The organism is Chryseobacterium phocaeense (genome assembly GCF_900169075.1).
Classification (GTDB): Bacteria; Bacteroidota; Bacteroidia; order Flavobacteriales; family Weeksellaceae; genus Chryseobacterium; species Chryseobacterium phocaeense.
On record NZ_LT827015.1, the window covers coordinates 1,258,792 to 1,285,418 of the forward strand.

The window sequence follows — 26,627 nt, forward strand, 5'->3', positions numbered from 1 at the left end:
TTTTTCAGAAAATTTAAAATATATGCAATTCGTGAAGTTTAAATTACCGCTTGGTTTGCTTTCTCTTATCAGTGTTTTAGCTGTATCTTCATGCACGAAAGATGATGATTCAGACCTGGTGGTGAGTGACTCTGCTGTCATCACCGTAGAAAATGTTATTGAAAGTAAGCCGCTGACACAATTCGGGACTTTTGAAAATTCAGGATCTACCCCTGTTCTTGAACCGGGTGAATCTGCTTCTTTCTCATTTTATGCCGGAAAAGGTCAGGCGGTAAGCTTTGCAGCGATGTACGCAAACAGCAACGATTTGTTTTTTGCTCCCGTCAATCCGGGAATAAAACTTTATCAGACTAACGGTGATCCTGTGACAGGTGATGTTTCTTCGCAAATCAGGCTTTGGGATAACGGGACTCGTAAAAATACCGGTGCTCATCCAGGGGAAGCAGAATCTCCTGTGCTAAATGTCACGGAAATATCGTTGCCAACTCCTGCACCACAATTGCTTAAAGCAGAACTCACCCACGAAGGCGGAACCAAATTTACCTTAAAACTTACCAATACTTCAGGAGGTACAGCCAATGAAACGCCTATCAGCGCGGGAGTTTGGGCGGTTTCCCACAGTTCGGGAAGCACCATTTTAAAGGAAGATCCTATTTTTACCCCCGGAAAGCCATCAGCCAACGGATTGACAGATCTTGCGGAAACCGGTAAAACAACTCCTTTAACCCAGTATCTGACAGGAATTACAGGTCCAAATTCTTCTTTTTCACCTGTCCTTGTCGTAATTTATAATGGAATTGATAATCCGATCTTTAAAATCGGTGAAAACGACCGTGAACAGGGCTTAAAAGAACTTGCCCAGCAGGGAAATCCTGATATCCTGGCGGCCTCTCTTAAAACAAAACCGGGGATAAAGCAGGTATACGTTCTTAAAGATCCTTCAGCCGGTTCACTGAAACCCAGAATCAATGGAAACAACGGAGGAAAAGCCTCACAGAATATAATGGCCGGTAAAGGAGACCGCATCGCGCTGGTAACGATGTATGGTGAATCCAATGACTGGTTTGTAGCTTCTACAAATAATGGAGTAGACGGGGCAACAAGAGGAGATATTTCTTCCATTATGGCACTTTATGATCATGGAACTCTGCAAAGTTCTTTTCCGGGAGCGCATTTAGGATCGGAGCCGGCTGAGGCTGAAAGCCAGCCAGTACAGCAGCTTGCCAACCCTAATCAGTTCAATACACTGCCGTCACTTCCACAGATGATCAAAGTGACCATTCAGTAGTATTTCAATATTAAAGTATATAATCACCTCTGTACGGGGTGATTTTTTGTTTGAATGGTTTAATTTTTTAACCACAAAAGATGCAAAAGTTTTTTCTTAACACTTTAGTTATTTAAGTTTAAAGCCTAATGTAGAAGAAGTACACATAAGTTTTTAGAAAAATCAAAGATTTGTATGCTCAATACATCTAATCTGCGTAATCTGCGAAATCTGCGGAAGAAAAAATTTTAACCACAAAAGGTGCAAAAGTTTTTTTAACACTTTAGTTATTTTTAAGTTTAATGCTTAATGTAGGAGAAGTCCACATAAGTTTTTAGAAAAATTAAAGATTTTGTACTCCATGCATTAAAATCTGCGCCATCTGCGAAATCTGCGGGAGAAAAGATTTTAACCACAAAAGGTACAAAAGTTTTTTTAACACTTTAGTAATTTTTAAGTTTAAAGCATAATGTAAAAGAAGTACACATAAGTTTTTATAAAATCTTAGATTTATGCCCAATAATCTGTGCCATCTGCGAAATCTGCGGGAATTTTTTAAAATATGCAAATCCATTTCAAGCAAAGCTCAGCTTAATCATCTTAAAACCTTAAAGAAAACCTTAATGGTTCAATTTTATCATATCAAACAAAATCTGCGATTTTTATAGTCGAATTTCTGTAGTTTATATAAATTTAAACGCTTCAAAAACTTTTACAGTTAAGAAATTTAATCATTAAATCTCCGATAATCCCATCCCCGGGAAATACTTCATCATTTTCTCCGAAATTTTTTAAAACCGATGAAACAATATTTCCCCGAAATGCGTATTTTCGCAAAAGTTTATGAAAAAATTACTCTTCATATCAGCAGTAAGTCTGTTAAGCTGTAACCGGAATGCACCTACAGCGCATCCTCCCGTTGGGGGAGTGCTGAGTCAGAAAGACCTGGATGTGTCGAAGGAAAGAATGAGGAACCTGAATACCATAGAACGCGGCCAGATCCAGGATTGGATCAATGGGCAGTCTGTGAAGTATTATCCTACGCAGCTTAATTACTGGGTAACTGTTGAAGGTTTTGATAAGCGGGAAAGAAGGGCAGATGACACATCTATTTCTTATGCTTACGATCTGTATGATTTTGATGAAACCAAGATCTATGATCAGCCTATTGAAAGAAGAGATGCCAGATTCGGGCATTTTGATGAACTGAAAGCGGTAGAGAATGCTTTGCGTTTTATGCATGATGGAGAGGAAGTAACGCTTTTGGTGCCTTCTTCACTGGCCTATGGAACCTTTGGAGACGAAAAGAATATAGACAACGATATCCCATTAATCATAAAATTAAAAGCTCTATAAATAATGAAATTGTTTAACAAGAATATAATTCTGGCAGCGGCAAGTATTTCGCTGATGAGTTGTACCCCAATCTATAAAAAAATGAACGTAGACAAAGAAACTTACGAAGGTCTTAATGACGGACTTTATGCAAATCTTCAGACTTCTAAAGGAAACCTGATCGTGCAGTTCGAAGACAAAAAAGCACCGGTAACTGTAGCCAACTTTATTGGTCTTGCAGAAGGGAAAATAGATAACAAAGCTAAAGCGAAAGGAGTTCCTTACTATGACGGAACTATTTTCCACAGAGTGATCAAAGATTTCATGATCCAGGGAGGAGACCCTCAGGGAACAGGAGCGGGAGATCCGGGATATAAATTCGAGGACGAGAAAAACGACCTTAAACATACAGGAAAAGGAATCCTTTCTATGGCGAATTCAGGACCTAATACCAACGGTTCCCAGTTCTTCATTACTGAGGTAGCTACGCCTTGGTTAGACGGAAGACACACCATCTTCGGAAAAGTGGTAAAAGGAAACGATGTGATCGATGCGATTGCCAATGTGGAGAAAGGAGCTCAGGACAAGCCTAAAACAGATATCGTTTTGCAAAAAGTTTCTGTATTCAGCAAAGGAGATGCTTACAAAAACTACGATCCGGCAAAAACCTTCACTGAAGGAAAGGCTAAGATCGCAGAAAACAACAAAGCTTATATCGCTAAAGAAGAAGCAGAAAGAAAGAAGAAGGAAGAGGAGTTTAAAGCTAACCAGGAAAAAATGGTTGAGAGCGCTAAAGCCGGAATGCAGAAGACTGAATCCGGATTATACTACAAAATCACCAAAACTGCAGCAGCCGGAAAAGCTCCTAAAGCAGGTGACAATGTATCTGTACACTATGCGGGTAAATTGATCGACGGTACAGAATTCGATTCTTCATTCAAAAGAAATGAGCCGATTGAAATTCCTATTGGAATGGGAAGAGTAATCAAAGGATGGGATGAAGGGATCCTGTTGCTTAAAGAAGGTGAAACCGCTACTTTATTGATCCCGCCGGCAATGGCTTACGGAGAAAGAGGAGCAGGAGGTGTTATTCCACCAAATGCATGGTTGATCTTCGATGTTGAGCTTGTAAAAGTACAGTAATTGAAAATTTTATAATATAAAAGCCGTCCGTGAGGATGGCTTTTTTGTTATAATACATATCGAAAGTTAATAGAACTAATGAATCTAACAAATCTGAATAAATATTAATGTAAATTCCCTATTTTCGTGTAAATTATCCCCATGAAAAAAATCCTTTATTCTTTTCTTATTCTTTCCACAACAATCCTTTCCGCCCAGGGAAAGAAGTTCTTCAAAGGCGGGGAAGTGCAGCTGCAGAATCCGGTGGAAAAAATCAATATGAGGTTCGCGAACGACCTGCCTTTTGTACAGGTCAGCATCAATGGGAAATCCTATAATTTTTTATTTGATACGGGAGCTCCAACAGTAATTTCTACCGCGGTTTATAATGAATTGGGGTTGGAGAAAAAGCATACAAGCGCTGTAAAGGATTCACAAAAAAATAAACATGATCAGATTTTTACAGTGCTGCCGGAAATGACCGTTGACAAAGCAGTTTTCAAAGATGTGGGTGTAGTGGTGATGGATTTCAGTGTTTCGGAGCTGAGCTGTTTTAAAATAGACGGCATCCTTGGAGCGAATCAGATGGCGAAACTGGTGTGGAAAGTCAATTATTCTGAAAATTCATTGGAAGCATCCCAGGATCTTGCTCAGTTTAATCCTGCCGATTATGATATTGTTATTCCATTCAGTCCAAGGGCACAGAAAACACCTATTATAGAAACTGATCTGCAGGGTAAAAAAATCGATCTGACTTTTGATACAGGATTTTCAGGAAGATTAAAGATCACCGATAAATCCTATGATGTTCAAAAAGCATTAAAAAGGATAGAAGTTTACGGAACGAATTCTGTCGGGGCTTATGGAGCAGGGAAGCCGGCACCAGGCTATATTTTCAGAGCAGAAACACTGTCAGTAGGAAATAAAAAATTTTTCAATGAGATTGTTGCAACAGGAAATGCAAGTCTTATCGGAAACGATTTCTTCAAAAACTTTATTTTCATCCTCGACTGGTCGGGCAACAAGATTTATATGAAACAAATCAAAAACGAGCCTGCCAAGCTGGAATCTTTCGGTTTCGGATATCGTTTTATAGAATCCAAACCAACGGTTGCTTTTGTATTCCGGGAAGAAAACTTTCCACTGAAGGTTGGAGATTCCATTATCAGCATCAATGATGTCAATCTGGAAAATCTGGATCAGGGCGGTGCCTGTCATTATTTCTTAAACAGGGTTGAGAACAAACAGAATGATATTAATGTAAAGATCAGGAGAGGTGGAAAGGAGATGGAAGTGAAACTTGAGAAGAAAGAGTTTTTGGGAGTGTAGTTTGGGTTTGAGAGTAAGAGTGTATGAGTGTTTTAGAGTTTTAGGGTTTGAGATTTTTAAATTTTCGGAGTAAAAAATCTCTGATTTTTTCTAAAAACTTAAGTGTACTTCTTTTGCATCTTGTATTAAACTTAAAAATAACTAAAGTGTTAAAAAACTTTTGTGCCTTTTGTGGTTTTAAAAATAACTCTCCCAGATTTTACAGATTAAGCAGATTTCTTCCATACGAATCTATACCTTGGTTTAAAATGAAGCATAAAAAACCCGCTCAATCTATTTGAACGGGTTTTCTTTATTTAGGAGAAATAAAAGTTATATATTTCTTGATTTCTTCCTCATATCGGAAGAATTCATATTTCCGGCAAGGGAACTGATAAACACAATTCCAAAGCCAAGATAAGCCGCAAATGCGGTAAGGTATACAATTAAGCTGTTAAAACTTGGGTTTGAGGTATAAATAAAATATACCAGCACAGAAAAAACAGCAAAACTCAACAGGAGCATCAGGCTCCAGATGTTCATTTTTGCGGCATCTTCATTTCTCTTAAAAATCATTTCAAAAAAGGCTCTCATCATAAATCACTTTTTAAGGGTTATACATCTGTTTTCCGATCTTCAATAGAACGGTCCGGAATTATTTTCCGTTATCAATTAATGGTTCATAGGTCATAGTTACAACTGGCTAAGGTTATGAACTTATGAACAATTATTAGTCTTAGTTAAAGGAGCTTTAAGCTTCCCTACAAATTTTTTATTAAAAACAGTATTGAACCCCGGAAAGGGATTCATGAGCTTTATGACACCGTACACAATAATCATCGTAAATGGAATTAATAATGATAAGGGACATTATTTCTTCCTTTGCATACGGTATCTAAAGAAAAAGGATCATATAAAAATATGATAAATAGCCTTTATCCGGCCCAGCGGAAACTGAAAATTCCGCGGTAACCTTTCCTCATCGTCTGTGTTTAAATAATTTTTTTTTCAATGTTTTACCTTGCGAATTTCATGCCAAAGTGAGTTTTTTAAAGTATTTTTATAACTATGTAACTTTAAGTTCGCATAAAAACTGAATAATGAATGACGCGTGAAACACTACATAATAATATCGAAAACCTTACTTTGAGGCTTATAAAACTGGCTGATGATTACTGCTGGAATACAATTTCCAGTAACCTGACTTTCATTGTTTCAGATTTTAATGAGTTTGGAAGTGATCCTTTTAAAATTAGACAGATCAGAAATAAAGTAAACAAATCTAAAAAACCACAGTCTTTAAAAACAGCCATTGAAGTTATGATCCAGGAATATGATGATCTTTATGACATCAATCTTTATATTTTTAAGGCTTTGAAGAACGAAACGATTATTGAGATCCAATATTACAGAAGATCAAATATGGATCATGATTATTTTCAGGTCATAAAAGATGATCCAACGATATACCATGCTAAAATAGCACATCCTAAATACAGACTAGAAGGTGAAAAGTTTGATGTTAACTGGGAGTCAGGAGGATGGAGACATCTTTGGAACAGTGTAATTTATGAGTATAGATACCGAAAAATAATGAGAGGATTTAAAAGGAATTAAAAAGAATGGTATGTTTTTTTACCACAAAAGAAACAAAAGTTTTAATACATTGAGCACTTTAATTTCAAAAGTTACAAGTTTGAAAACAGAAAGAACACATAAGCTGAAAATCAAAGATTTTCATAAAACTTAGGTGTACTTTTTATGTGCAAGATATTTAACTTGAAAATAACTAAAGGGGTAAAAAACTTTTGTGACTTTTGTGGTGAAAAGTTTTGAAACATTAAGAAGAGTTAAGGAGATAAGGAGAGTTAAGGGAAAATCTAAAGATTTTTTAAGCTGTGCGCCTTAAAGCAAAGCTCAACCTTAATTCTTAAAACCTTAACCAGAATCTTAATGGTTAAAAAAATTAAAAATCTTTCCGTTAAAAAGTCTGTAATTGAAAGATCTTACCAGTTCTTATCAATCATATAAATAAGCTGTGTCATAGTAGTGGCCCCCAGCAAAAGCTCTCTTCTGTTCACTTTTTCAAAAGTATCTTCTTCCGTGTGGTGGATATCAAAATAACGCTGTGAATCCGGAACAAGTTCAGCAGTAGGAACGCCCATATCATGAAGCGGGTAAATATCCGTCCCCGAATACCGGCCTTCAAAGTTGTAAACGCCGTATGGGAAGAATAATCCAGCCCAGCTTTTGATCTGATTTCTTTTGGCATCATCCATCTCTAATGCAATTCCTCGGGGAGTAAATCCTCCCGCATCAGATTCTATCGCAAAAAGATGCTTTTCATTCTTGTCTTTGGCTGTTTTTCCGTATTGGATGCCGCCTTTCACGCCGTTTTCTTCATTGGCGAAACAGACAATCCTGATCGTATGATTATTTTTAATACCTAACTTTTTAAACGTTCTCAATACTTCAATACTTTGTACAATTCCGGCCCCGTCGTCATGGGCACCTTCGCCTACATCCCATGAATCCAGGTGTCCTCCGGTTACAATGACACTCTGGTCTTTTTTTCCGGTAATTTCACCTATGACGGAATGCGTAAGCTTTTCACCTTTCATTCCACAGTTGGAATTCAGTTTTGCAGTTACTTTCTGTGCTTTCAGAAGGGCTTCCAGTTCATCAGCGGTGGTATTTCCAATGGCTACTGCGGGAATCTTTGAAACTTTATCCTCGTAACGCATGGCCCCTGTATGAGGGACATCATCAAATGCAGAAGACAGGGATCTGATAATGGCAAATTTACCGCCTTTTTTAGCCGTTAATGAAGCGGCAGTTACCCTGTATTTGGCTGCGTCGCCATAACCTCTGAATGTTTCTACAAACGTCTGGCTGAAAGGATAATTAAAGAATACGATCTTGTCTTTTACCTGTTCGGCCGTAAGCTGGTCATATTCTGCCATTGATTTAACCATAATGATTTCACCGGAAACATCTTTTCCGCCGGTTCCCTCAGAATTTCCGAGAGACAGCATTTTGAGGTTCTTCCATTTACCATCAGCTGTTTTGATCTGTAGAGATTCTTTTCCTCTGGTCCATACCGGAACCATCACTTCCTGCAGCCATACTTTATCGGCTCCGGCATCTCGAAGCTTCTGCTCCACCCATTTTACCGATTTTTCATAAGCCGGCGATCCGCTGAGACGATGGCCGATGTTTTTAGTTAACTCTTTAAGGTCTGTATAACCTTTCCCGTTGTTCAGAATTTCTGTGGAAATCTTGCTGAACTGTATAGAATCTTCTTTGGACTGGCCAAATACAGCCATTCCAAAGACTAATAATGAAGTTCCAAGTATCTTTTTCATAGTTTACCAGTTTTTGTCGATCATAAAAATAAGTTGGGTCATGGCAACAGCACCCAAAAGAAGCTCCCTTTTGTTCACTTTATCGAAAGTATCCTGTTCAGAGTGGTGATAATCAAAATACCTCTGAGTGTCCACCACCAGTTCAGCCAAAGGAATATCCAGCTTTTTCAGGGGAGAAATATCCTGGATAGCTTCAGTCTGGTCAAAATCATAAACCCCGTATGGAAGGAAATAATTCTTCCATGCAAAGATCTGCTTTCGTCTTTGTGGAGACATATCTAGGGAAAATCCTCTTGGTGAATATCCTCCCGCATCTGTACCCAAAGCAAAAACATGTTTTTCATCCCTTTTTTTCACATAGGCTGCATACATTTCGCGTCCTTGTCCTCCATTTTCGCTGTTGGCATAAAAGACAACCCTTATGGTATGATTATTTTCAATGCCAAGTGCTTTGAATGTTCTTAAAACTTCTATGCACTGTGCAATACCGGTTCCGTCATCAATAGCGCCTTCCCCGAAATCCCACGAGTCTAGCTGGGCTCCTAAAACAATCACTTTAGCATCTTTTTTACCCTGAATTTCGGCAATAATATTGGGATTAGTGGTGTCGCCTTTAGACTGTGCGGTCATATTTATTTTGGCGGTAACCTTTTGATTTTTCAGTGTTTTTTCCAATTCATCAGCGGATCTTACACCAATGGACAGGGCAGGAATTCTTACCTTGTCATCAGGTTCGTAATACACCATTTTTGCATGCGGTGTATCATCCGTTGCTGTGGTTAAAGATCTTATAATTAAAGCTTTTGCTCCTGTTTTTGCAATTACGGAAGCAGAAATTAATTTAGATTTTGCGGTGATTAAATAAGAATCATTGGTATTGATTATTTTCGGATCCATCGGAACATTTACGAAAACGATTTTACCTTTCAATTGTCCTACGGACATGGCATTAAGCTCAGAAGTGGAATTGATTAAAACAATTTCCCCGGTAAGATCTTTCCCGCCTGTTCCTTCAGAATTCCCGAAAGAAAGCATTCTGATGTTTTTCCAGTCTCCATTTCCTGTTTTGATCTCCAGAGATTCTTTACCTCTTATCCATACCGGCGCTTTAGCTTCCATTCTCCAGATCATTTCTATACCGATGGATTTGAGCTTTTTTTCTGCCCATTCCACCGCTTTTATATAGCCGGATGTGCCGCTGAAGCGTGGTCCTATGCCTTTGGTGAGTTCACCTAGATTGTCATACGCTGTGCCATGGGTCATGATCTCGTCTGAGATGTTTTTGAATTCATCCTGGTAATTAAACTTGGCAGTGGTTGCCTTTTTTGCAGGTTTTTTCTGCGGTTTTTTTTGAGAAAATAAAAATCCACTCAAAAAGAGTGGAAGTATAATGAATAATTTTTTCATTTTTTATTTACCTTTCTTTTTCCAATGATAAAAGTAGGAAAAAATTAGGGATTTACTAAGGTTTCATATCGTACATTAACAGTGCTGTAACCAATTTTGGCTCAATAAAGGTGCATTTTGGCGGCATGCTCAGTTTAAGGTCCGAAATTTTGATCATATCATTAAAACTTACCGGATAAATTCCGAAGCCAACCTTGCCCTCGCCCTTGTCTACATCCTCTTTCAGTTGATTAATTCCCTGAATATTGGAAGTTCCTTTTACGTAGGAAATCTTTTCGGAACTGTCTGAATTTTCTATTTTCAGGATATTTTTAAAAATGTACTTGTCCAGAAGATGATGATCCAGATTATCAAGTGACATTTCTTTTGAACGCAGATCATGCTTTACGTGAAGCGAGTAGAATTTTCCATCCAGATACATAGAAATATGGAACTTCTGGGAAGGGAAATAAGAAGCTTCCCCTTTTTCATGGATCAGGAAATACTGTTCGAGTTCCTTTAAGAATTCTTCACTTGAAAGCCCGTTAAGGTCCGTTAAGATCCTGTTGTAATCATGAATTTTGATCGACTGGTTGGATACGATGAAACTGTATACAAAATTATAGGCTTCCGTACCGTTATGCCTTTTGTTTTTTTCTTTGTGGCGCTTTGCATTCAGGGCAGTGGAGCCTATCCTGTGGTGGCCGTCCGCAATGTAGAAAGAATCAATCTGGTCAATTACTTCTTTAAATTGCTGAAGTTTTAAACGGTTGTCTATCCTCCATATTTTATGTCTGATCCCTTTGGAATCCGTATGATTGAAGATAGGAACGTTTTTTTCCTCGTGGTTCATCAGAAGCTCAATCTTGGAGTTGGAAGGGTAGGTAAGCAGTACTGGTTCTGCCTGCAGGCTTACTTTTTCCAGATAATGAGCCAGTTTTTCTTTTTTCTGAGGAATGGTGCTTTCATGCCTCTTGATTTTTCCGCTCCAGAAATCCTCGATGCTTGCCAGTCCCAGAAGTCCTCTGAAAACCTGTTTGTTGGGGTAGATCTGCTCATAAAGATAATACGCTGAACTGTCCTGGACCAGTTTTTTTTCATCCAGAAGTTCTTCAAACGTTGAACGGATCTTTCTTAAATTCCGGTCAATATCTTTGGATTTACTTACAACATAGGGTTTAATCATATTAATGTAAGTATTTTCAACTTGAGCTTTCTCTGCAATTTCCTCCTGGGTAAAATTATCCAGAGGATGGGTAGGGAAAGTGCTCTCAAAGTCTTTATGAGGTCTTACTCCGCGAAAAGGTTTAAAAACAGGCATATTTTATCTTATGGTTTCTTTTTTTAGCTTAATAATTTGTTCTGCAAGTTCTGCACCGATTTTTTCCTGTGCATCTACCGTATTTCCTCCTACATGAGGGGAAAGGGATAATGCAGGATTCATCAGTAAAGGAAGCTCAGGGGTAGGTTCGTTTTCAAACACATCCAGTGCGGCTCCCGCTACTTTTTCGGATTCAATGAAATCAATAAGGCTTACTTCGTTGATCACTCCTCCTCTTGCAGTATTCACAATGTAGACTCCGTCTTTCATTTTTTCAAACTGAGGCGTGTCTATGATATATTCATTCGTTTTTGGCGTATTGATGCTGATGAAATCTGTGTCTTTAAGGAAAGCGTCCATATCATTGGTGGAGCTGATCTCAAAATTCAGGCTCTGCCCGTCGAAAAAGTCCAGGGTAAGAACTTTTGTTTTCGGGTTTTTCGTGAGTACTTTGATTTTCATTCCTAATGAGATTCCTATTTTTACCACTTCCTGTCCAATACTTCCAAAACCGATTACTCCGAGTGTTTTTCCGGAAAGTTCATAGGCTTTGCTGAATGACTTCTTCATCGCATCGAAGTGGGTGTCTCCTTCCAGCGGCATCAGTCGGTTCGATTCATGAAGGAATCTTGCCAGCGCAAAAAAATGTCCGAAAACAAGTTCTGCCACTGATTTTGAAGAGGCTGTAGGCGTATTGATCACCTTGATGCCTTTGCTTTTAGCATAATCCACGTCAATATTGTCCATTCCAATACCGCCGCGTCCGATGATTTTCAGACCCGGGCATGCGTCAATCATGTCCTGTCTTACCTTCGTTGCGCTTCTTACCAAAAGGATCTCCACGTTATTTTCATTAATAAAATTAATAACGTGATCCTGTGCCACTCTGTTGGGCAGGACTTCAAATCCTGCTTCCGTAAGGGCCAGTTCTCCTGTTTTTGAGATTCCGTCGTTTGCTAAAACTTTCATGTGTAATGGTGATTTAAAGATTGAAAAATTGAGCTATTTAAAAATTTTAAATCGGGTCGCAAATTAATAAAATTAAATGAACTGTTCTCAATCTTTCAATCTTTCGATTTTTTATGTTTAAATTATTTGATTGACTTCATAACATCCACCAGAATCTGCACACTTTCAATTGGTAATGCATTGTAAAGACTGGCTCTGTATCCGCCAAGACTTCTGTGTCCGTTCAGTCCGCTGATTCCCGCAGCTTTCCATGCATTGTCAAATTCCTCTTTTTTGCTTTCGTCTGTCAGTTTGAAAGAGACATTCATTAAGGAACGGTCTTCTTTTACGCAGAACGTTTCAAATAAAGCGTTGCTGTCGATCTCATCATATAAAAGTTGTGCTTTCGCCTTATTTCTTGCTTCAGCAGCTGCAATTCCGCCGTTCTTTTCAAGATACTGCAGCGTAAGAAGAGATGCATATACCGGGAAAACCGGAGGCGTATTGTACATGGATTCCTTTGAAATATGCTGGGAATAATCCAAAATAGACAGCATATTTTCTCTTCCTGTTTTGCCCAGGATTTCTTTTTTTATAACAACCAGCGTTACTCCGGCAGGTCCCATATTTTTCTGGGCTCCGGCATAGATCAGGTCAAATTTGGAAAAATCCAGCTGTCTTGAGAAAATATCCGAGCTCATGTCACACACCAACAGGGTATCTACTTCAGGAAAAGATTTCATCTGGGTTCCGTAGATGGTATTGTTTGAGGTGCAGTGGAAATAATCATATTCTGAACCTACTGTATAATCTTTAGGAATGAAAGAATAGTTTTCTTCTTTGGAAGATCCTACCACATCTACCGTTCCCAGTTTTTTTGCTTCTTTAATGGCTCCTGCAGCCCATGTACCTGTGTCCGTGTAAGCTGCTTTACCGTCTACTTTCAGCAGGTTGTAAGGAACCATGGCAAACTGCAGGCTGGCACCGCCTCCTAAATAAAGTACTTCATAATCATCTCCAAGGTTCATCAGCCTTTTCACAATGGCACGGGCTTCGTCCATTACAGCAACGAAATCCTTGCTTCTGTGGGATATTTCAAGAAGAGACAATCCAATGCCGTTGAAATCTAAAATAGCTTCTGCTGATTTTTCAAATACCTCCTGAGGTAGGATGCATGGCCCTGCGCTGAAGTTGTGCTTTTTGCTCATATTTTTACTTTTTTTGGTTGTGCAAGAATTTTTACGGACTTGCGGTTTTATTATGGATATTTTACTAGATTTTTCTGAGATTTTTGGTTAAAAAAACCGTCTCAACTTACTGAGACGGAGTTTTTTATCATTCACCGTGTAAGAACGCTTTTTTATTAAGCAGCGCTTCATCAGATTCTACATGGTCTTCATCAGGAACACAGCAGTCTACCGGGCAGACAGCTGCACACTGAGGTTCTTCATGGAATCCTTTACACTCGGTACATTTATCAGTTACAATGAAATATACATCATCACTCACAGGTTCCTGCGGCGAATCTGCATCTACAGTAAGTCCTGACGGCATAGTCACGGTACCGGACAGAGCGGTACCTTCAGAAGCTTTCCAATCTACGGCCCCTTCATATATTGCATTATTCGGACATTCCGGTTCGCAGGCCCCGCAATTAATGCATTCATCAGTTATTTTAATAGCCATCGCTAATTTTTTTTAAATTTGCACAAAATTACAAAATATTCCCCAATTTAAAAGTAATTATGAATACCGAAAATCAAGTTTTAGGACTTATTAAATTAAGCGCATATATAAAAGAGTTTTTAGCAAAGGATCAGGAGGCTTATAATGAGAATGATACTGAGTTTGAATTATTACTGAAAAGATCAGAAATAGAGAATCCATGGTTTACCCTTGACAATCAGAAATTTGCCCTGAAAGAATGGACACAGCTGCTTACCGAAGAAAATTTAAATAACTGGTTAAGAAATTATTCAGTCGCTAAAGTATCAAAAAAAGTAGGATTGATCCTCGCCGGGAACATTCCACTGGTAGGATTTCATGATGTGATATCTGTTGTTTTAAGTGGTCATATTCCGTTGATCAAGCTATCATCAAAGGATAAATATATGGTTCCGTTCTTATTGAAAAAATGGAACGATTTTTCTGGTGGTTCCGTTCAGTTCGAACTGGTGGAGAAACTGGAGAACTTTGATGCTGTAATTGCTACAGGAAGTAACAATACAGCCAGATACCTTGAGTATTATTTTAAAGATCATTTAAGCATTATCCGTAAAAACAGAACTTCTGTTGCCGTATTGAAAGGAGATGAAACCAATGAAGAACTTCAGCTACTGGCGGAAGATATTTTCAGGTATTTCGGGCTTGGATGCAGGAATGTGACGAGGATTTTTATTCCGGAAGATTTTGTGATCGACAGACTTTTTGAAAACTTCCTGGGATTCCAGGATATTATCAATCATAATAAATACGCCAACAATTATGATTACAACAGGGCGGTTTATCTTCTGAACCTGGACAAGTTCTGGGATAATAATTTTGTGATGCTTAAAGAGGATGAAAAATTGTTCAGCCCGCTTTCCGTGATTAATTTCAGCAGATATTCATCGTTGGATGATGTTAAAAGTTTTATTACGGAAAATGAAGAAAATATTCAGTGTGTTGTTGCTAGAAATACGCTGGGACTGGATTCCGTAGCATTCGGTGAAGCGCAACATCCCTCTTTGGATACATATGCAGATAACGTAGATACGATGAAGTTTTTAGAAGTGGTCTGATTTTCGTACCTTAACTCACTTGTTTCACCAAATAAAAAATAGCATCATGAAAAAAATATGTCTGGGACTTATTATTCTTTTTTCACAGCTGGCTTTTGCCCAGAAAGTGACAGGATTAAAAGTTGAAAAAGCTCAAAAGGAAATTCCAGCACAGCTGACTAAAGAAAAGATCAGTCTCTACAATGATAATTTCCTTAAGTTCGTCGAAGCGCTTAAAGTTTCGGACCGTCCGGCTGTTGATGCCCTGTTGTCCGATAAAGTAAAGGAAATCGTTACCGATGATATTCTGAAAAAAGTGAAGGAGGGTTTTGATATCAATAAAAAGCTCGAAATTTTAAAAACAGGTTACCATAAACTGATGGATGGTTCCAGTCTTCCGAGTATCAATTACAAATATGCAGGCGACGCCTCTTCCAAAGAGGTGATTATGGCTGTATTTGAGGAAGATGGAAAGATCCTTGGGGTAATGCCTGCGAAAAAGACAAAATAATTTATTAAAAAACATATTAACTATGATGACAGATGCGTTGGTTGCCCATTCTTCAGATTTGGAGAAAGCGGCGTTTTACAGGAAGACTTACCTGCATGTTGCTCTATCGATCCTGGCTTTTATCGGGGTTGAAACTATTTTATTAAAAACCGTACCGGTAGAAATCATTGCGATGATGTTCCAGCAGAAATATACCTGGCTGCTGATTATCGGTGTTTTCTGGCTGGCTTCCATGCTGGCTTCGAAATGGTCGCTTTCACAAAGCAGAACTACCCAGTATTTCGGATTAGGATTTTATATTATCCTGGAAGCGGTAATTTTTATGCCTATGATTTACATTGCTGCGGGAATGCAGGGCGGCGGAAATATTATTTTTCAGGCAGCGATGCTTACCATTGCTATGTTTGCAGGGCTTTCTGCCGTAGCTTTTACCTCGAAGAGAGATTTTTCATTCTTAAGAAATATTATCATTATCGGAGGTTTTCTTTCCATCGGGCTGATTGTGGCAGGTGCTATTTTCGGATTCAATCTTGGACTTTGGTTCTCGGTAGGAATGGTGCTTCTGGCTTCCGCAAGCATCCTTTATGAAACCAGTAAACTTAAAGATGTCTACACGACAGGGCAGTATGTAGGTGCTTCTTTGCAGCTTTTTGCTTCTATTATGCTGTTGTTCTGGTACATTCTTAGGATTTTGATGAGCAGAAGAAGTTAAATAGTAATGGGTTAGGCGAAGAAAGCTGAGAAAGCAAAGGAAGCTCATTAGCAAATTTGCCTTTAGCTTTTTAGCCTCATACAAAAGATAACAGTCCCGGTGATCTATTCACCGGGATTTTTTTTGTAATTTGGGAAACATCTTAATCATGAACTTAGTATGGAAACAAAATTCGAAGGTGGCGTTAATATTGCCATAAAAATTCCTAAAAATAAATATGAACAGACAGTTACTTTTTACCGGGATGTCTTAAAGCTGCCGGTAGAAGAAAAACCGATTGATAACCCGACGGTCTCAAGAACACATGAAGTGAAATTCGGCGGGAATACCGTCTGGTTAGATTGTGTGGATAATTATACCCATTCGGAAACCTGGCTGGAATTAACTGTTCCTGATGTACCCGATGCCATTTCTCATCTTAAAGAGCATCAGGTGGAAACCTGTGATGAGTTTGAAAAACTTCCCGATAATATGCACTGGATTACAGATCCTGCGGGAACGGTTTTTATAGTGAAACAGAAGGATTAGTTAAACACAAATATCACAAATGCTTTCACAAATACCGCTATTGAAGGCCTGAATTATTCGTGTTATTTGTATGGAAATTAGTGCTATTAGTGTTTTAGAAAACGGAAAGAAGAAATAATTCCTCAATCTCTTAATTTTCCCAAATCTCTTAATCCAAAAAATCCCGATGATCATCACCTGGATTTTATGGTTATCTTCACTCAAATTTTTGAATGATTCAATACAAGATTATTTGTCAATAGATCCTAAAACCTTTTGCGCGAAAGAGTTTAAAGCATCCTTTTCACTCATTCCGTTCTGAACATTCGCGTGTACTTCAAGAGCACCACAGATATTGGTGATCAGTTCTCCGGCTACATTCAGGTCTTCTTCCGTTGTTCCTCTGAACTCGCTGAAGCTTTCAAGAACTTCCAGTGTTTTTTCAAGGTTTTCAGGCGTCTGGTTCTGATAAAACTGTCTGATTACGGGTAACTTCATTTATGATAATTCATTAAAAAGGTTAATTAAACTTTCAGCCTGGTTGCTTTGTACCTGATTCACCAACTGACCGTTTTTAAAAACTGCAAAAGTGGGAAGGTTGTCAACCGTTGCTAGCTTTCTGCTTTCAGGAAGTTTCTCGGCATCCACATACAAAAACGGAATTTCTTCGTTCTCGGATGCTAATTTTTTGAATTTTGGCTTCATGATTCTGCAGTTTCCGCACCATGTTGCGCCATACTGAACAACTACTTTTTCATTGTCGTTCACAATATTCTGTAACGTATCTTCTGTTAATTCTGTGTACATGTTGTTGATGTGTTAATGTGTTGATTTGGAGATGTGTTGATGAGCAAATTTGCAAATAAACCAATTTGCTTTTAAGGAATGAGATAATTTGAAATGACCACAAATGTTTCATCAGCAAATTATCTCATTACCTCATTAGCACATTATATTAGTTCTTAGCCAGGTATTCTGCTGTAGAAGTTCTGTCTGCTTTCATTGCATCTTTTCCTTCTTCCCAGTTGGCAGGACATACTTCACCGTGCTTCTGAACGTGAGTGTAAGCGTCAATTAATCTTAAATATTCTTTTACATTTCTTCCAAGAGGCATATCGTTTACAGACTCGTGGAAAATTTTTCCGGTTTCGTCAATCAGATAGGTGGCTCTGTACGTCACGTTAGAACCTGTGAAAGTTTCCTCTCCTTCTTCATTGTATTCGAAATCCTGGTCTACAATTCCTAGGATGTTCGCCAGTTGTCTGTGCGTGTCAGCTAAAAGCGGATAAGTTACTCCTTCAATACCTCCGTTTTCTTTTGCGGTGTTCAGCCATGCGAAGTGTACTTCGTTGGTATCACAAGAAGCACCGATTACTTTAGTGTTTCTTTTTTCGAATTCACCTAAGGCATCCTGGAAAGCGTGAAGTTCCGTAGGGCACACAAAAGTGAAATCTTTCGGATACCAGAACAGGATAATTTTTTGTTGGTTGGAAGTAGCTTCTTCAAGAATGTTGATTCTAAGATCATCACCCATTTCAGACATTGCATCGATGGTTACATTTGGGAATTTTTTTCCTACTAAAGACATAATTTTTCTGTTTTTATATTTAAATTTTTCTAGTGCAAATATATAAATATTTCATCTATCGAACAAATGAATATTGATAAATAAAATCTATAATTGTTTTTAATGGATTGAAAGGAAAAAGCCCTGAAATCAGAGCTTTTTTGTTTACTTTATCCTTTTTTTTATTAAGTTTAAATTCAATTTATGAATTGAAAGGGGCCAATGTATCTTTAATTCTTTTCATGGCTTCTCTAAGATCTTCTTCGGAAGCTGCATAAGAGAACCTGATGCATTCCGGGCTGCCGAAAGAAACACCGCCCACAGAGCCTACATGAGCTTGTTCCAGAAGAAACATGGCGAAGTCATCAGAATCCTTAATTTCCATACCATTCAGTGTTTTTCCGATGTAATAGGAAATATCCGGGAAGAAATAAAAAGCTGCCTTTGGAAGAACCACCTTAAATCCTGGAATCTCTTTCATCAGGTCATACACCAGGTCTCTTCTTTTCTGGAAAGCATCGATCATGTATTTGTATTCCGAAGGATCTGTTTTTAAAGCAGTAATAGAAGCTCTCTGCGCCATGGTATTGGCTCCGCTGGTCATTTGTCCCTGGATTTTTTCACATGCTTTGGCCAGCCATTCCGGACAGGCAGAATACCCGATTCTCCATCCTGTCATGGCAAATGCCTTGGACATTCCGTTGATCACCGCAGTCTGCTCGTATACTTCAGGAAACTGGGCAATAGAGGTGGTTTTGGTTTCGTAATTGATGAATTCGTAGATCTCATCAGAAATCACTGTTACATGCGGATATTTAGCGATAACCTTTGCCATGGATTTAAGCTCATCATACGTGTAATATCCGCCTGAAGGGTTACATGGTGAGCTGAAAAGAACAGCTTTGGTTTTATCCGTAATGGCTTCTTCCAGCTGTTCCGCAGTTATTTTAAAATCTGTAACATAAGACGTTGGAAGCATTACGGATGTTCCGCCCATCATTTTTACCATTTCATCGTAGCTTACCCAATAAGGAGCCGGAAGCAGCACTTCGTCACCATCATTTACCACAGATGCCAGCACATTTAAAATAGCCTGTTTTGCACCGTTTGAGACACAGATCTGCGAAGGTTTATAATCAAGGTTGTTGTCTCTTTTTAATTTATAGGCTACCGCTTCACGCAGTTCAAGAAACCCGGGAACAGGAGAGTAGTGGCTGTAATTCTGGTTAATCGCATCAAAAGCGGCCTGTTTGATATTATCAGGGACATCAAAATCCGGTTCGCCAAGAGTAAGGCTGATTACGTCAATGCCGGCGGCCTTCATCTCTCTTGCTTTATTTGACATTACGAAAGTCTGGGAGTAACCTAACCTCTTTACTCTATCTGAAAGTTTATCCATATGATGTTTTTTGATTTTAAACAAATATATAATAAAAACGTCTCGCCGGGAAATAAAATGGGGCTATAAAAGAAGATTTTTGTCAGTTTTTAATTTTACGGCCAGATTTGGAAACCTTTGACTGCGGCCGGTTAATCACAGTATTTAAAATATAAGACATACATGTACAGACTCCTGTTTTTGTTAGTGATTCCCCTTGTTTCTGTCCGGAATTTTAAGCTTTCCTGAGAAATTGTAGTATATAGTTCATATCTCCAGAAATAACCGGGAAAAAGACAGTGTTCAAACCTTTTGTTTTGTATATTTAAACGATCTTATAATTGATGCTATGAAATATTCCCTTCTTTTCCTGCTCGTTCCTTTTGCAGGTTTTTCACAGTCAAATCCAAAAGATAATGAAATAAAGAAATATGTTTCTGAGGTGAGCGCAGATTCCTTAAAATCCTATGTTGCTAAGCTGGTAGGTTTCAATACCAGACATACTTTAAGCTCAGTGGATGACCCAAAACAGGGAATAGGGGCGGCGAGAAACTGGGTATTGGGGAAATTTAAGGAATATGCAGTGAATTCCGGAGGAAGGATGGATGTATATCTCCAGCAGGAAGATATTCAGCCGGATGGAAAACGGGTGGATCAGGTAACCAATCTTGGAAATCCGATTGCCTTTCTGAAAGGAACTGATCCCAATGATAAAAGGATTTTTCTGATCGGTGCCCATCTGGATTCCCGGGTTAGCGATGTGATGAACAGGACTTCGGCTGCACCTGGTGCCAATGATGACGGCAGCGGAGTAGGTGCGGTACTTGAAGCCGCCAGAATTCTCAGCAGATCTTCTTTTCCGGCGTCTGTTGTTTTTGTGACTTTTTCAGGCGAGGAACAGTCGCTGCTGGGATCCAGACTTCTTGCCGGCCATGCAAAGAAAGAAAACTGGCAGCTGGAAGCCGTCCTGAGTAATGATATGATTGGAAATTCTAAGGCAGGGGAAACAGGAGAGATCAATAACCGGACGCTCAGGGTATTCAGTGAAGGACTGCCGTATGCAGATCTGGATAAAAAAGCGATGAACTTAAGAAATCTGGGTCTGGAAAACGACAGCGAATCCAGGCAGCTGGCCAGATACATTAAAGAAACAGCAGAGCAGTATGTAAAGGGACTGGAAGTAAAACTGATCTACAGAAACGACAGATTCCTGCGTGGCGGAGATCACTCTAGCTTTGTAACAGAAGGTTTCCCTGCTGTAAGACTCACCGAATATTATGAGAACTATGACCAGCAGCATCAGGATATCCGGTTGGAAAACGGAAAACAGTATGGAGATCTTCCGGAATTTATAGATTACAGTTATCTGAAGAGGAATGTGGCTGCCAATTTAGCCGTTCTGGCAAGTCTTGCTAAAGCGGCTCCAAAACCTGAACATGTAGAAATGAAAGTGAAGGAACTGACCAATTCCACGACACTGCAGTGGGAGAAACCAAAATCAGGGATAGTAGCCGGATATTATGTTCTGGTCAGGGAAACAGACAGTCCGGTTTGGCAGAAGAAAATATTTACAAAGGAACTTTCCATTAAAATTCCACTTTCAAAAGACAATTATATTTTTGCGGTGCAGACGGTTAATCAAAGTGGTAACTTAAGTGTTCCTGTTATTCCCGGAATTGCCCGGTAATTTATTAAAAATCTGGTTTTTATTGATTTTAATGTTTCAAAAATATCCGCAATCATCTGTGAAAATCTGAGAAATCTGTGGTTTAAAAATATTAACCACAAAAGTCACAAAAGTTTTTAACACTTTAGTTTTTTAAGATGAATAAAATAATGATTTAAAGTACACTTAAGCTTTGGAAAAAATCAGAGATTTATTCATAATCCTTAATCTGCCTGATCTGTTTTATCTGCTGGATGAAAAATTAAACGATTAAGATGTAATTTAAATTCTTAAGAATATTAAGTTTGTAAAGCGCAAGACTTTAAATCTTTATCTCCCTCAATCTTCTTGATGTTTCAAAAATATCCACAATCATCTGTGAAAATCTGAGAAATCTGTGGTTTGAAAATTTTAACCACAAAAGTCACAAAAGTTTTTAACACTTTAGTTTTTTTAAGATGAATAAAATAATGATTTAAAGTGCACTTAAGCTTTGGAAAAAATCAGAGATTTATTCATAATCCTTAATCTGCCTGATCTGTTTTATCTGCTGGATGAAAAATTAAACGATTAAGATGTAATTTAAATTTTTAAGAATATTAAGCTTGTAAAGCGCAAGACTTTAAATCTTTATCTCCTTCAATCTTCTTGATGTTTCAAAAATATCCACAATCATCTGTGAAAATCTGAGAAATCTGTGGTTTGAAAATATTAACCACAAAAGTCACAAAAGTTTTTAACACTTTAGTTTTTTAAGATGAATAAAATAATGATTTAAAGTACACTTAAGCTTTGGAAAAAATCAGAGATTTATTCATGATCCTTAATCTGCTCTATCCGCTTGATCTGCGAGAGATAAATGTTATCCCTAATGGTTTAAAAATAAATCACAGCCTCACCATACCGGATGCCGGATTTGAATACAAGAGAAATAAAACTTATTTTTGCTCATTATAATAATTCATATGGCAGCATCGTTACTATTAAAATACTTTCCGGATCTTACAGAGACGCAGATTACCCAGTTTACCCAATTGGAAAAACTGTACAATGAATGGAATGAAAAAATCAATGTGATCTCGAGAAAAGATATGGAATCGCTGTATGAAAAGCACGTATTGCATTCCCTTGGAATTGCAAAAGTGATGGAATTTGCTCCCGGTACCAAAGTGCTCGATATCGGAACGGGAGGTGGTTTTCCCGGAATTCCTTTAGCGATTTTGTTTCCTGAAACGGAATTTACCTTAGTAGATTCAATCGGGAAGAAAATCACGGTAGTAAAAGCAGTCGCAGAAGGAATCGGGCTGAAAAACTTAACCGCTGTTCACGGAAGAGCGGAAAAAGTGGAAGAAAAATTCCATTTTGTGGTGAGCCGTGCAGTAACTCAAATGCCTGAATTCCTGAGATGGCTGAAAGGAAAATTTGAAAAAGAACAATTGAATCCCAAACATAACGGAGTTTTATATTTAAAAGGCGGCGACCTTGCGGAAGAGCTGGCCGGAATTAAGTGTGAAATCTTCAACCTTAAAAACTATTTTGATGAAGAATTTTTTGATACTAAAAAAGTGATTTATGTATCAAAAGGTAATTTCAATTCTTAATTTTTCAGAATTGTGTAACAATTTTTATTGAATTTATACTAATAATCGGTAAATTTAAGGTTATGAAAAAACTTTTAAATATTGGATTTTCTGTATTGTTTTTAGGCATGGTTTCAGTCTCCTGTGAAGATGATGATTATGAAACCATACAATCCATTGGGAAGATCAGGATCGACAGTGTAAAGATCATGCAGGATACCATGGATGTACACACCATACAGAGCATTAAGACTTATTCTACCTATTCGTCCCAATGTGAAGGGTTTTACGGATATGATTATATTCATGACAGCGAACTTGAAAGATCTGTTACCGCTTACAAATATACCATTGAAGGACCTTGTGCGCAGGGTTCTCATGTAGGCACAAGCCAGATCAATTTCAGCCCGCGCCAGACCGGAAAATATACATTTAGATTCTGGAATGGAGGCAGCAGCTGGATCACCAAAACCATCGTAGTAGAATAAGAATGAAACTGATTTCACTTTGCTTTTTTCTGGTTTCCCATGTTCTTTTGGGGCAGAAAATAGCCTGGCAGGAAGACCGTAAGCTGGTTTGGGATGATTTTAAAAGTCCTGTAAGCCGGAAAAGTAATCCCGATGTGGCTGCTTATACCCATTGCGGCTGGGAATATTCTGTAGTGAAATCTACCAATCCGAAGTCACCCGTTAAAATTGAGATCACTGCTATTTTTAATGTAGACAAATCTTGGAAAGATGTAAAGAAAATGAATGATTATATTCTGCTGCACGAGCAAAAGCACTTTGATATTGCAGAATTGTTCGCCAGGAAATTCAGGAAAGAAGTCGCGGAAAATATCAAAACTTCCGGTGATTATGATAAAAAATTTAAAACAGTTTACAGCAAAATATCCAACGACTACAAAAATTTTCAGATGTCCTATGATAAAATAACAGAACATGGGATGAATAAAGAAAAGCAGGCAGAATACAACGCCTTTATTACTGAAGAACTGGACAACTTAAAAAGCTACAAAGCCTCTTGAAATTTCTCAACAAGATCATCCATGAGCTCATGGCTCAGAACCCGGATCTCTCGGTGTTCAATATTGTTCTGCCCGGAAAGCGTCCCATTGTATTCATCAGGCAGATCCTGGAGGAAAACAATTATTCCGGATTTCTTCCCAATTTTTTCACCGTAGAGGAACTCATTGACAGGATTGCAGATAAGCAACCTGTTCAGGGGATCTCGCTATGGCTTTTTGCCTTCGATGTCTACCGGAGCCTTGGCCTTATTCCAAAAGATGACTTTGCGGACTTTTTAAAGTGGTTTCCTACGCTGCAGAAAGACTGGGATGATATCCTGAAGTTCTCCGAAAGTGACGAAGCAGTTCTGCAGTACATGTTTGATGAAGAAAGGATCAAAGAATGGGCGCAGGATCTGGGAGAAGATGATGACGTTCCCCGTAAGAAATTCCTTAATTTCTGGCAGAATATGAATATTTTTCTTCCGGCTTTAAAGAAAAAACTGCAGGAAAAAAACTGGGCTACTTCTGGAATGATTCATGAAACAGCTAAAGCCAAAATCGTTGATTTTGCCCAAAATACCTCTGAGCATTTCGTTTTTTGCGGTTTCAATGCTTTTACTCCGGTAGAAGAGAAGCTGGTGAGAAGTCTGCTGCGTACGAATAAAGCGCAGTGTTTTTTCCAGGCAGACCGCTATTATTTTGATGACGAAAGACAGGAAGCAGGAAAATTCCTCAGAAACCATAGAACATGGAAAGAGTTTGATGACAACAGGGCTTTCCAGTGGATAGAAGATGATTTTAACCAGCCTAAAAATATAAAAGTTTACGAAGTTTCCGGAAATGTAACGCAGACCAAAGTACTGCCTGAGATATTTAAAGAAATTGAAAATAAAACCTATTCCAATACGGCAGTGGTACTGCTGGATGAAAATCTTCTGCCTGCGAGTTTAGATGTAATGTATGAGGTTGATAACCTGAATATTACAATGGGTTTCCCCCTGAAGAATCTCTCTTTTTCCAATGCGGTTAAGCAGCTTTTTTACCTGCAGAAACAGCTTGAAAAAAACAAATCTTCTTATTACTATCGTGATATTTTCCCGATCCTTGAAGAACTTCCCAAATCCGTTGAGGATGAATTGATTATCAGTAATTTCAGAACCAAAGTAGAGGAGAGGAATATCGTTTATATATCAAAAAAGTTTCTGGATGAGCTTCTGAGCGGGCTTTCCTATTACGGGCTTCTGAAAAAGGCCGATCATACAGGAGTGTATCTGGATATGCTTATTGAATTCTGCCGGCAGATCAAATGGCTGGAAATAGATGATATTCAGTATGAAAATGTCTCCCATTTCGAAAGCGCATTCAGGATCATTAAAAACCAGCTCAGTCCTTATGATTTTGAGATCAAAATGGAAACGCTGGAAATCCTGATCAACCAGCATGTGAATTCCGAAAGTATTGATTTTCAGGGTGAGCCTTTGCGTGGTCTGCAGATTATGGGACTCCTGGAAACACGTCTTCTTAATTTTGAAAATGTCGTTATGCTTTCCGTAAACGAAGGGAAACTTCCGTTGGGAAATTCTCAGAATACCTATATTCCGTTTGATATCAGAAGGTATTTTGATATGCATACTTTCCTGGAAAACGACAGTATTTATGCCTATCACTTTTACAGGCTGATACAGGATGCCCGGAATGTGCATCTGCTGTATAATGCGCTCAGTTCCGGTGTGAATACAGGGGAGAAAAGCCGGTTTATCACCCAGATCGAAATGGAAAGTTCCCACAGTATAGAGCATCTCATTATTGAAAATTCTTCCGAACCTATTGCTTCGCAGCCTATAGAAATTCTAAAGACTCCCATCGTACTGGAAAGGCTTCAGAAGTGGAAAGAAAAAGTGTCGGCTTCGCATCTTACCAGCTACCTTTATAACCCCATTGATTTTTATCTTTCCAAGATACTGAACACTTCGGAAACGGATGAAATAGAAGAGGAATTATCGGTTAAAAATTATGGAAACCTGGTTCATTATTCACTTCAAGAAGTTTATGAAATACTTAAAGGTAAAATTTTAAAGGAAAAGGATTTACGGGATTCTATTAAAGGTATAGATCACTATATAAATGTAGCCATTGAAAAGCTGAAACACCAGCCTGAATTCTATGAAAAAGGAATGAACTATATCCACAGGGCCATTGCAAAAAAAGTGATAGAAAACATTTTGAATCACGATCTTGAGCTGGTCAGAAGCGGCAACAGTTTAGAGATTTTAGACATAGAAAAAAGATTTGAAAATGTAGATTTTTATCTTGATGCAGATGATAAAATTTCCTTCTTTGGATTTATTGACAGGATAGACCGGCTTAACGGAACTTTACGGATCATTGATTATAAGACAGCAAAAATCAAAAATCTTACCGTGAAAATAGACGAAGACAACGTCGCTGAATATTTCCACAACAGTGAACGAAAACAAGCCCTGCAGCTCTGCATCTACCATTACGTGGTACAGAATCTCCCGGAGTTCTGGGGGTTTCCTATCGAGACCGGAATATGGAGCTTTGCGGAAGCTAAAAAAGGAGTAGTTTCCCTGCAGTTTGACAAAGGAAATATTGATACTGCCATGCAGTCTGTGAAAAACCTGATCCTTGAAATCCTGAATCCTGACCTGAGTTTTATCGAGACAGTCAAGTCTTATTCAAATTAAAAAAAGATAAAATCCTTGCGCCTTTTTGCATTAATTTTTTAATGACCTTTTGCGTCTTTGCGTTTAAAACAATATAAGCATGGAAATCTTAATGTTAAGACAGTCCATCGTAGAGTTCTGGTATAAAACAGACAAAAAAGACTGCCCCTTTTGAGACAGCCTTCCATTTGAAATGAAG

Annotated in this window: 25 protein-coding genes; 14 read left to right on the forward strand and 11 right to left on the reverse strand. The window is 38.3% G+C overall.

Features of this window, described 5'->3' with window-relative positions; genetic code table 11:
* Positions 1-31: 31 nt before the first annotated feature.
* The 4 genes from B7E04_RS12330 to B7E04_RS12345 all read left to right on the forward strand — a co-directional run bounded on the left by B7E04_RS12330 (position 32) and on the right by B7E04_RS12345 (position 5,053).
* Positions 32-1,288, forward strand: a complete 1,257-nt coding sequence (locus tag B7E04_RS12330; protein ID WP_228439912.1) for a spondin domain-containing protein — start codon at positions 32-34, stop codon at positions 1,286-1,288.
* Positions 1,289-2,110: 822 nt separating this feature from the next.
* The gene (locus B7E04_RS12335) at positions 2,111-2,623 is read left to right on the forward strand and encodes an FKBP-type peptidyl-prolyl cis-trans isomerase (protein WP_080778932.1); all 513 of its coding nucleotides are present in this window, start codon (positions 2,111-2,113) and stop codon (positions 2,621-2,623) included.
* 81 nt (positions 2,624-2,704) lie between these two features.
* Complete coding sequence (locus B7E04_RS12340) at positions 2,705-3,745, forward strand: peptidylprolyl isomerase (RefSeq protein ID WP_228440033.1); 1,041 nt, start codon at positions 2,705-2,707, stop codon at positions 3,743-3,745.
* Positions 3,746-3,886: 141 nt separating this feature from the next.
* Positions 3,887-5,053, forward strand: a complete 1,167-nt coding sequence (locus B7E04_RS12345) for an aspartyl protease family protein (RefSeq protein ID WP_080778933.1) — start codon at positions 3,887-3,889, stop codon at positions 5,051-5,053.
* A 312-nt stretch (positions 5,054-5,365) separates the two neighbouring features.
* Here B7E04_RS12345 and B7E04_RS12350 read toward each other — a convergent pair whose 3' ends face one another.
* A complete protein-coding gene (locus B7E04_RS12350) occupies positions 5,366-5,629 on the reverse strand; it encodes a hypothetical protein (RefSeq protein ID WP_139785395.1) in 264 nt (87 codons plus the stop codon).
* Positions 5,630-6,136: 507 nt separating this feature from the next.
* Between B7E04_RS12350 and B7E04_RS12355 the strand changes: the two genes are divergently transcribed.
* The gene (locus B7E04_RS12355) at positions 6,137-6,649 is read left to right on the forward strand and encodes a hypothetical protein (protein ID WP_080778935.1); all 513 of its coding nucleotides are present in this window, start codon (positions 6,137-6,139) and stop codon (positions 6,647-6,649) included.
* Between the two features lie 389 nt (positions 6,650-7,038).
* On the opposite strand, the gene B7E04_RS12360 is transcribed toward B7E04_RS12355, so the two are convergent.
* The 6 genes from B7E04_RS12360 to B7E04_RS12385 all read right to left on the reverse strand — a co-directional run bounded on the left by B7E04_RS12360 (position 7,039) and on the right by B7E04_RS12385 (position 13,738).
* The gene (locus tag B7E04_RS12360; RefSeq protein ID WP_080778936.1) at positions 7,039-8,397 is read right to left on the reverse strand and encodes a M20/M25/M40 family metallo-hydrolase; all 1,359 of its coding nucleotides are present in this window, start codon (positions 8,395-8,397) and stop codon (positions 7,039-7,041) included.
* Positions 8,398-8,400: 3 nt separating this feature from the next.
* Positions 8,401-9,804, reverse strand: a complete 1,404-nt coding sequence (locus B7E04_RS12365) for a M20/M25/M40 family metallo-hydrolase (RefSeq protein ID WP_080778937.1) — start codon at positions 9,802-9,804, stop codon at positions 8,401-8,403.
* A gap of 55 nt (positions 9,805-9,859) precedes the next feature.
* The gene (locus tag B7E04_RS12370) at positions 9,860-11,104 is read right to left on the reverse strand and encodes a DUF1015 domain-containing protein (protein WP_080778938.1); all 1,245 of its coding nucleotides are present in this window, start codon (positions 11,102-11,104) and stop codon (positions 9,860-9,862) included.
* A gap of 3 nt (positions 11,105-11,107) precedes the next feature.
* On the reverse strand, positions 11,108-12,073 hold the full coding sequence (locus B7E04_RS12375) for a D-2-hydroxyacid dehydrogenase (protein ID WP_080778939.1): 966 nt from the start codon (positions 12,071-12,073) through the stop codon (positions 11,108-11,110).
* A gap of 122 nt (positions 12,074-12,195) precedes the next feature.
* Entirely contained in the window at positions 12,196-13,260 is a 1,065-nt protein-coding gene (gene serC / locus B7E04_RS12380) for a 3-phosphoserine/phosphohydroxythreonine transaminase (protein ID WP_080778940.1), read from the reverse strand.
* A gap of 127 nt (positions 13,261-13,387) precedes the next feature.
* On the reverse strand, positions 13,388-13,738 hold the full coding sequence (locus B7E04_RS12385) for a 4Fe-4S binding protein (protein ID WP_080778941.1): 351 nt from the start codon (positions 13,736-13,738) through the stop codon (positions 13,388-13,390).
* Between the two features lie 59 nt (positions 13,739-13,797).
* Between B7E04_RS12385 and B7E04_RS12390 the strand changes: the two genes are divergently transcribed.
* The 4 genes from B7E04_RS12390 (at position 13,798) to B7E04_RS12405 (ending at position 16,562) form a co-directional block, all read left to right on the forward strand.
* Complete coding sequence (locus B7E04_RS12390; RefSeq protein ID WP_080778942.1) at positions 13,798-14,832, forward strand: acyl-CoA reductase; 1,035 nt, start codon at positions 13,798-13,800, stop codon at positions 14,830-14,832.
* Between the two features lie 46 nt (positions 14,833-14,878).
* A complete protein-coding gene (locus tag B7E04_RS12395; RefSeq protein WP_080778943.1) occupies positions 14,879-15,322 on the forward strand; it encodes a peptidylprolyl isomerase in 444 nt (147 codons plus the stop codon).
* A 22-nt stretch (positions 15,323-15,344) separates the two neighbouring features.
* The gene (locus B7E04_RS12400) at positions 15,345-16,034 is read left to right on the forward strand and encodes a Bax inhibitor-1/YccA family protein (RefSeq protein WP_080778944.1); all 690 of its coding nucleotides are present in this window, start codon (positions 15,345-15,347) and stop codon (positions 16,032-16,034) included.
* Between the two features lie 159 nt (positions 16,035-16,193).
* Entirely contained in the window at positions 16,194-16,562 is a 369-nt protein-coding gene (locus B7E04_RS12405) for a VOC family protein (RefSeq protein ID WP_080778945.1), read from the forward strand.
* Positions 16,563-16,790: 228 nt separating this feature from the next.
* On the opposite strand, the gene B7E04_RS12410 is transcribed toward B7E04_RS12405, so the two are convergent.
* The 4 genes from B7E04_RS12410 to B7E04_RS12425 form a co-directional block, all read right to left on the reverse strand.
* Complete coding sequence (locus B7E04_RS12410) at positions 16,791-17,039, reverse strand: DUF6952 family protein (protein WP_062652252.1); 249 nt, start codon at positions 17,037-17,039, stop codon at positions 16,791-16,793.
* A complete protein-coding gene (locus B7E04_RS12415; protein WP_080778946.1) occupies positions 17,040-17,348 on the reverse strand; it encodes a thioredoxin family protein in 309 nt (102 codons plus the stop codon).
* Between the two features lie 148 nt (positions 17,349-17,496).
* Positions 17,497-18,129 (reverse strand): peroxiredoxin, encoded by a 633-nt coding sequence (locus B7E04_RS12420; protein WP_080778947.1) that lies wholly within the window; start codon positions 18,127-18,129, stop codon positions 17,497-17,499.
* Between the two features lie 181 nt (positions 18,130-18,310).
* Positions 18,311-19,507 carry a pyridoxal phosphate-dependent aminotransferase gene (locus B7E04_RS12425; protein WP_080778948.1) on the reverse strand — a complete coding sequence of 399 codons (1,197 nt, stop codon included), beginning with the start codon at positions 19,505-19,507 and terminating at the stop codon, positions 18,311-18,313.
* A gap of 328 nt (positions 19,508-19,835) precedes the next feature.
* On the opposite strand from B7E04_RS12425, the gene B7E04_RS12430 reads away from it, so the two are divergent.
* The 5 genes from B7E04_RS12430 to B7E04_RS12450 all read left to right on the forward strand — a co-directional run bounded on the left by B7E04_RS12430 (position 19,836) and on the right by B7E04_RS12450 (position 26,449).
* Positions 19,836-21,173 carry a M28 family metallopeptidase gene (locus B7E04_RS12430; RefSeq protein ID WP_080778949.1) on the forward strand — a complete coding sequence of 446 codons (1,338 nt, stop codon included), beginning with the start codon at positions 19,836-19,838 and terminating at the stop codon, positions 21,171-21,173.
* Positions 21,174-22,117: 944 nt separating this feature from the next.
* Positions 22,118-22,753 carry a 16S rRNA (guanine(527)-N(7))-methyltransferase RsmG gene (rsmG, locus tag B7E04_RS12435; RefSeq protein WP_080778950.1) on the forward strand — a complete coding sequence of 212 codons (636 nt, stop codon included), beginning with the start codon at positions 22,118-22,120 and terminating at the stop codon, positions 22,751-22,753.
* Positions 22,754-22,815: 62 nt separating this feature from the next.
* Entirely contained in the window at positions 22,816-23,220 is a 405-nt protein-coding gene (locus B7E04_RS12440) for a hypothetical protein (protein ID WP_080778951.1), read from the forward strand.
* 2 nt (positions 23,221-23,222) lie between these two features.
* Positions 23,223-23,759 (forward strand): DUF922 domain-containing protein, encoded by a 537-nt coding sequence (locus tag B7E04_RS12445; protein WP_080778952.1) that lies wholly within the window; start codon positions 23,223-23,225, stop codon positions 23,757-23,759.
* Complete coding sequence (locus tag B7E04_RS12450; protein ID WP_080778953.1) at positions 23,756-26,449, forward strand: PD-(D/E)XK nuclease family protein; 2,694 nt, start codon at positions 23,756-23,758, stop codon at positions 26,447-26,449. Before B7E04_RS12445 ends, B7E04_RS12450 begins: the two co-directional genes overlap by 4 nt.
* The last annotated feature ends 178 nt before the right edge of the window (positions 26,450-26,627 follow it).